Raw genomic sequence first — 6,094 nt, 5'->3', positions numbered from 1 at the left:
GTGGGAACGCCCTGCGGGGCGGGGCCCGGCGCCGGTGGCGGTGTGCCGTTGCTGCCCGGTGGTTTGCCGTAGTCCTTGCCAGGGGGCTTGCCGTAGTCCTTACCGGGAGGTTTGCCGTGGTTGCCGCCGGGGGGTGCGCCGCCGAAACCGGTCGGGACGGTTCCTCCTCCATTGCCGAGGTAGTAGTTGCCAGGAGGCGGCATGGGCCCGTAGGCCCCGGGATGCACCACGGCGTTGAGCGTTTCCACCATCTTCGCGCGCCCGTTCTCGAGCTGCGTCAGATAAGGGGCGTACTCCGAGGCGATTCGGTTCGCCAGTTCACGTGCACGCTTGTCGTACGCCGCCACCTCCTCACGGACCGTCCGGTCCGGGATGAACTTGCGGCCCAGGTAGGGGTCGATCATGCGTGGGTCCTGGTTCATCGACTTCAGCACGCCGACCTCCATCGAGTACTCGTAGTAGAGCTGTTCCATCTCCGCCTGGGCCTCGCGCATCACCCCGGCGACCCCGTAGAGCGCGACCGAGTTGACGATGGCCGCCTGCTGCCACGCGGTCAGGTAGGCCAGCGTCATACCGACCTTCTCGAGGAAGACCTTCTTGGCACCAGGGGATTCCCAGTGTGCGGCGAGGGCCTGGGTCTGCTCGCGCAACTGGTCCGCCACGCCCTGCAACATCACCGCGACGTTGTTCCACTGCTGGGAACGTTCCTCGGTGGTGCCCGGCTGTTCCCCCATGATCTGCTTGTTGATGACCTCGATGTCCAGACCCCCGAAATCGTAGGATCCGTGGCTCGCTCCGGTGTCGTTCCCGTTCTTCCAGGTGTCGGAGTAGTACCGGGGAAGTGCCGGTGGCCCCTGGTAGGAGGGCTGTTTGCCAATGGCGGGGCTGAAGATGCTCGCGGGATTCGACGGGACGTCGAGGGTTCTGGGATCGAAGCCGAAGTACGGGTCGTTGTCCTGGCCTGCCATGACCGATCACATCCCGCCGAGTGTGCGACGGGTTTCGGCCAGCCGCTGGTCCGCCAGGTCCTTCCAGTCCTTGCCGGTGACCGGATCTGGCTGGGGGCCGATGTAGCGTTCGTTGGTCCGATGCTGATTTTCGTCCTCGGTGTAGTACTCCCGAGTGTGCTGGCCATCGTCGTACTTCGTGGTGACGATGTGCTCGACGGTCTTCTTGCCGGGAATCGCCTTGCCGTTCTCGTCGTACTGGGTGGTGATGGTCTGCTCGTCGGTGACGTCACCGCTCTCGACGGTCTTCGACACGCTCTTCGTCTGGCCTAACGGTTTGCCGTCCCGGTAGGTCGTGGTGGTCGTGGTGCCATCCGGCGTCGTGGTCACCTCGTAGACCGTCTTTCCATTGTTGTCGGTGAGGATTTCGGTGACGCCGTCCGGGGTCGTCACCACGGATCGGATGCCACCGTCGGAGGTTTTGTAGGTCGCCACCGTGGCGCCGGTGAAGGAGGACGCGCTCAGCAGTTGGTCGTCCGCCACGTCGCCTCCGGGCGAACCGGTAGGGGTCTGCGCCATCAGGCTCTCGATCGTCTGCTTCGGATCGATGTAGTACGGAAGGTTGTCCGGTGTGTCCGCGCCCGGCATGGCGAACGCCCATTCACAGGCTTCGAGCATGGACTTGTTGTGGCCGTCCATGTCCTTGTACAGATCACCCAGGATCAGGGCGACCGAGGCGATGGCGGCGATGTTCTGGTCGAGATCGGGAACGCAGGCCGCCATCTCCCCGGTGTTGCGCCAGACCACGCTCGTCAGATCGGCGCCGGGCTCGAAACCGCCGGTGCTCAGCGAGGTGTCCTCCCCGCCACCGCGCAACGCGGTGTTCGCGGACATGTTGTCGCTCTCCAGGTTTCCCCGGATCGTGGCGACGTTCTCGCCGTATCCGGTGAAAGAGGAAGGGTCGGCCTTGAGCGCCTTGCCTTCGGTAGCCCAGTCGGCGATCGGGACCGTCGGTTCCGGATCTTTTGCCCCCATACCGTTCCTCCCGTAGGGTTTCGCGCTTGACCGCGGAGGCCGGCTCGGGCCGGCCGGCCTCCGCATCTTCAACCAACCATCACGTGTCAACCCCCCGGCGGAACTACTCGTCGGCGGGCAGGTGCGCGAGCTGGACCAGCCGTGAACCGCCGGACCGGGTGATCAGCCAGCCGCGGCCCGCGGGCAGCGGCCGGGCCTTGAGATTGCCCAGCAACGGCCCTTCCTCCGGACTGCCCGACAGCAGGATGCCCGGCGAGGCCAGATCGCGGATGCGGGACAGCACCGGGTCGTACAGCGCCCGCCCGGCGCCGCCGGTGCGGCGGGTGACCACCAGGTGCAGTCCGATGTCGCGGCCCTGCGTCATGAACTCCAGCAGTGGCACCAGCGGATTGTCGTGCGGGTTCGGCGCGACCAGGTCGTAGTCGTCGATCAGGACGAACAGTTCCGGGCCGCTCCACCAACTGCGGGTGCGCAGTTGTTCCGGCGTGATATCGCCTCCGGGGAGCCGTTTGGTCATCGCGTCGATGGTGAGACGCACCATTTCCTGCACGGTTCCGCTCGTGGTCGCATAGCCGACGAGATATTCGTCGGGCACCAGGCCGAGCAGGCTGCGGCGGAAGTCGATCAGCGCGAGCTGCACGTCGTCCGGCCGGTACCGGGTCATGAGGCCGCGCGCCAGCGCGCGCAGGAACGAACTCTTGCCGGATTCGACGTCGCCCAGCAGGAGCAGATGCGGTTCCGCGGTGAAGTCGAGCCGCACCGGTCGCAGGTCGGTTTCCGAGATCCCGACCGGGATGCCCTGCTCGTCCGGTGCGGGCAGTTCGGCATAGGGCAGTTCGGCGGGCAGCAGCCGCACCGCCGGTGCGGTCCGGCCCGGCCACGCGGCGTTGACCGCGGCGACGAACCGGCGGACCCCTTCGGTGAGGTCTTCGTCCGTGGACCTGTCGTCGATGCGCGGCACCCCGGCGAGGAACTGCATGCCGTCCGGGGCCAGGCCGCGGCCGGGAGCCTGCTCGGGCACGCTCGCCGCCTGGCGCCGTCCGATGACCGAGTCCAGCGGGTCACCCAGCCGCAGTTCCAGCCTGCTACCGAACATGTCGCGCACGCTCGTCCGCAGATCCATCCACCGGTTGGCACCGGCGATCACGTGCACCCCGAACGCGAGACCCCGGTTGACCAGTTCGGTCACGCCGGGTTCCAGGTCTTCGAACTCGGTGCGCAGCGTGCCCCAGCCGTCCACGACGACGAACAGGTCGCCGAACCGGTCTTCGGGGAACCGGCCCTCCCGCAGCAGACGGCGATAGGTGGCCATGCTGTCGATACCGTGCTCGGCGAAACGCTGCTCCCGTTCGGCGAGCAGGGTGAGGGACTCGGCGACGCTGCGCCGGACCTGGTCGATCTCCCGGCGCGTCGCCACCCCACCGACATGGGCGAGGTCACGCAGCGCGGTGAGGCTACCGCCGCCGAAATCGAGGCAGAAGAACTGCACTTCGGCCGGGGTGTGCGTGAGCGCGAGACTGCCGAGGACGGTGCGGATCAGGGTGCTCTTGCCGCTGTGCGGGCCGCCGACCACGGCGAGGTTGCCGCCCGCGCCGGAAAGGTCCACCCAGCACACGTCGCGGCGCTGCTCGACGGGGCGGTCGATGATGCCGGCGGCGGCCTGCAGCGCACCGCGGCGCTCGGTGGCCTCGGTGGTCAGGCCCCGCTCGGGATCGGTCACCAGCGGGGACAGCAACTGGTCGAGCGTGGGCGGTTCGGCCAGCGGCGGCAGCCACACCTGGTGCGCGGGCCGCCCCTGTCCCTCCAGCCGCGCGACGAGCACGTCCATCAGCGTCTCACCGAGCTCTTCGGTGTCACCGGGGTCCGAGGGGTCCGGCATGGCGATTTCGTCGGTCAGCCGCGGCTTCAGGTACCGCGTCGAGTAGTCCTGGACGGGATCGATGTGCCGTCCCTCTTCGTCGGTGACCTGGATGGCGCCCTTGCGCTGCACCCCGGAGACGTAGGCCGCCTTGAAACGGACGAGGTCCTCGGTGCCGAACCGCAGGAAGCCGTTCCCCGGCGAGCGGGGCAGCTGGAAGGCGTCCGGCGAGCCGAGCACGACACGGCTCTCCATGGCGGAGAAGGTCCGCAGCCCGATCCGGTACGACAGGTGCGAGTCCAGTCCCCGCAGCCTGCCCTCGTCGAGCCGCTGCGAGGCGAGCAGCAGGTGCACGCCGAGGGAACGGCCGACCCGTCCGATCTGGACGAACATGTCGATGAAGTCGGGCCGTGCGGTGAGCAGTTCGGAGAACTCGTCGACGATGACCAGCAGCGCGGGCAGTGGGTCGAGAGGCGCACCCGCGGCACGGGCGCGCTCGTAGTCGCGCTGCGAGCCGTAGTTGCCCGCCTTGCGCAGCAGTTCCTGCCTGCGCAGCAGTTCACCGCCGATGGCGTCGAGCATGCGGTCCACCAGGTGCAGTTCGTCGGCGAGGTTGGTGATCACCGCGCTGGTGTGCGGCAGCCGGTCGAGCTTGGTGAAGGTCGCGCCGCCCTTGAAATCGACGAGGACGAAGTTGAGGATCTCCGAATCGTGGGTGACCGCCAGTGCCAGCACCAGGGTGCGCAGCAGTTCGGACTTGCCGGAGCCGGTGGCCCCGACCAGCAGGCCGTGCGGGCCCATCCCGTCCTGTGCGGACTCCTTGAGGTCCAGCTCCATCGGCCTGCCGTCGGCGGTGATCCCGATCGGTACGCGCAGCCGGTCCCGGTTGGACCGCGCCACCCAGGAGGCCGTGAGATCGAACTCGTACGGGTCGCCAAGGTTGAGCAGTTCGGTCAGTTCCAGGGAATGGGACAGCGGTTGTTCCCCGTTGGAAACGGCCGACAGCCGCATCGGCGCCAGCGTGCGCGCCAGCCCGCGGATGTCCTCGGTCGAGAGTTCGTCGGCGAGGCCGATGGTGCCCTCACCGTCCACGGTCCGGCTGGTCAGACCGCCGTCGGCGGCGATGTCGAGTACCAGGGTGCCGGAATCCAGCAGCCTCGGCGGCTGTCCGGTCAGGTCGATGAGCGTGACGCCCTCCACGCCGCCCTCGATCATCAGGTGCTGCGAGCCGGTGGTGTCCCCGCCGTCGACGAAGACCACCAGGTGCGTGGTCCCTTCGATCGGCGTCGTACCGGGATTGAACCGGGGCCGGTTCGCCAGTACGTCGTCGAGGATCGCCTCCAGCGCGGTCACGCTCGTGGTCACCAGCCGGATCTGGCCGACCGCGTCGGTCTTACCGGGATGCAGGGCGTGCGGCAGCCATTTGGCCCATTCCCATTCCTCCCTTTCGCGCACGCAGAATCCGGCGAGCACGTCGCCGGGGGCGTGGAACGTGGCCAGCTGCGCCACCATCGCGCGGGCCAGCGCGCGGCCGCGTTCCCGGTCGCCGGTCAGGTAGATCCGCGAGAACCCGCGCAGCGCCACCGCCACCGGGAGATCCGGCACCGTGGAGTAGGAGGTGACGAACTTGCGCAACGCCATCGCGCACAGCGGTTCCAGTTCGTCGATGGGCTTGGTCTGCGGCGGCACCAGCGGGGTGGCCAGTTCCTGGGAGCCGAGACCGATCCGGATGACCGTGTAGTCCCAGTCCGCGGGCCTGCGTTCCCACACGCGCGCGCTCTGCGCGGTGGACCACAGCTGCCCCGGGGCGGGATGCCGGTAGAACATGGCGCGCCGCTGTTGGTCGATGGTGTCGCGAACCTGGGCGCGCAGCTGCGACAGCCGGCGCATGTAGCGCCGTCGCTGCGCAATCATTTCCTGCTTGCCCGCGCCCTGTCCACCCTGGCTGATGATCTGGTACAGGATCATGCCGAGCACCGCGACGCCGTAGAGCCCGCCCGCCACGTACATGAGCGGGCCGGAGCGGCCCGCGCCGATCAGCAGGGCCATGCCGCCGGTGCCGGCGAGCATCGGCAGGATCATCAGCACCCGCGTCCAGCTTTTACCCGCGGGGGGCGGGTTTTCCGGTGGCGGGTCGAGCACCACGTCGCCGGAGGGCAGCTCGGGCGCTGGTTGCCGAGCGGGCCGTTTGACTATGATCGTTCCCAAGATCGAACCTCCCGAGCACCCGGGGCGTGGGCATCGCGCTTCCCGT

General features: G+C 68.4%; 3 protein-coding genes. All 3 read right to left on the bottom strand.

The features are described 5' to 3' along the window. Nucleotides 1-968: WXG100 family type VII secretion target (locus tag FNH05_RS06430; RefSeq protein ID WP_483964222.1), on the bottom strand; the 968-nt coding region annotated here is incomplete at its 3' end. A 6-nt stretch (nt 969-974) separates the two neighbouring features. Beyond that, on the bottom strand, nt 975-1,982 hold the full coding sequence (locus FNH05_RS06425; RefSeq protein ID WP_144586351.1) for a hypothetical protein: 1,008 nt from the start codon (nt 1,980-1,982) through the stop codon (nt 975-977). 103 nt (nt 1,983-2,085) lie between these two features. Continuing rightward, nucleotides 2,086-6,048, bottom strand: coding sequence for a type VII secretion protein EccCa (gene eccCa / locus FNH05_RS06420; protein ID WP_144586350.1), 3,963 nt, complete (start codon nt 6,046-6,048; stop codon nt 2,086-2,088). Nucleotides 6,049-6,094: the final 46 nt, after the last annotated feature.

This window comes from Amycolatopsis rhizosphaerae, assembly GCF_007713715.1.
GTDB lineage: Bacteria > Actinomycetota > Actinomycetes > Mycobacteriales > Pseudonocardiaceae > Amycolatopsis_E > Amycolatopsis_E rhizosphaerae.
This window is presented reverse-complemented; position numbering and strand designations above follow the sequence as displayed.

Excerpts from the sequence above, each read along its gene's own strand:
- FNH05_RS06425 (WP_144586351.1), bottom strand. The coding sequence starts at position 1,982 with ATGGGGGCAAAAGATCCGGAACCGACGGTCCCGATCGCCGACTGGGCT.